The organism is Kitasatospora sp. A2-31 (assembly GCF_022288725.1).
GTDB lineage: Bacteria > Actinomycetota > Actinomycetes > Streptomycetales > Streptomycetaceae > Kitasatospora.
This window is the reverse complement of record NZ_JAKNTA010000269.1, coordinates 1-1066: the sequence shown is the minus strand read 5'-3', so window position 1 is coordinate 1066 and position 1066 is coordinate 1. Positions and strand designations below refer to the sequence as shown.

Here is a 1066-nt window from a genome sequence, read left to right as displayed (position 1 = left end):
GCACCGACGCCCGCTCGACCACCGACCGGGTCAAGGCGGGCGCGCGCACCATCACCGCCGCCCGGGTGGTGGTCGCGGCCGGCACGTACGGCACCCAGTCGCTGCTGCACCGGATGCGCGACGCCGGCCACCTGCCCCGGCTCTCGGCCCGGCTCGGCGAGCTGACCCGGACCAACTCGGAGGCGCTGGTCGGAGCCCAGACCACCGACCGGCGGTACGGCAGCCGGGCGGACTTCACCAAGGGCGTCGCGATCACCTCCTCGATCCACCCGAACGAGAACACCCACATCGAGCCGGTGCGCTACGGCAAGGGGTCCAACGCGATGGGCGCGCTCTCGATCGCGCAGGTCAGGGGCGCCGGCAAGGGGCCGCGCTGGCTTCGCTACCTCGGCAACTCCGTCCGGCACCCGATCACCTTCGCCCGCTCGATGAACCAGCGCCGCTGGTCGGAGCGGACGATCATCGGCCTGGTGATGCAGACGCTGGACAACTCGATCACCGTCTCGCTCAAGAAGAGCGGCCTCGGCAAGGGCCAGCTGACCTCCACCCAGGGCCACGGCGCGCCGAACCCGACCTGGATCCCGGCGGCCGAGGAGGGCGCCCGGGCGCTGGCCGAGGAGATCAACGGCTTCGCGGGCAGCACCGTCGGGGAGATCTTCGACATCCCGATGACCGCGCACTTCCTCGGCGGCTGCCCGATCGGCGACTCCGCCGAGACCGGCGTGGTCGACCCGTACCACCGCCTCTACGGCCACCCCGGCATCAGCGTGGTGGACGGCGCGGCCGTCTCCGCCAACCTCGGGGTCAACCCCTCGCTGACGATCACCGCCCAGGCCGAGCGCGCCATGTCGATGTGGCCCAACAAGGGCGAGCAGGACCTCCGCCCCGCCCCGGGCGACGCCTACCGGCGGGTCGAGCCGGTCGCGCCGGTGCGCCCGGCGGTGCCGGCGGACGCCTTCGGCGCGCTGCGGCTGCCGCTGCTGGCCGTCCCCAAGGTGCCGAAGAGGGGCGAGCAGAAAGAGGCCTGAGGAGGTGTCAGCAGAGGCCGGCGGTGCGCCGGCGCCGG

1 protein-coding gene is annotated in these 1066 nt (G+C 73.5%); it reads left to right on the top strand.

Features of this window, described 5'->3' with window-relative positions:
* On the top strand, nucleotides 1–1028 hold a 1028-nt coding region (locus MCM47_RS41365), incomplete at its 5' end, for a GMC oxidoreductase (RefSeq protein ID WP_238951902.1).
* Nucleotides 1029–1066: the final 38 nt, after the last annotated feature.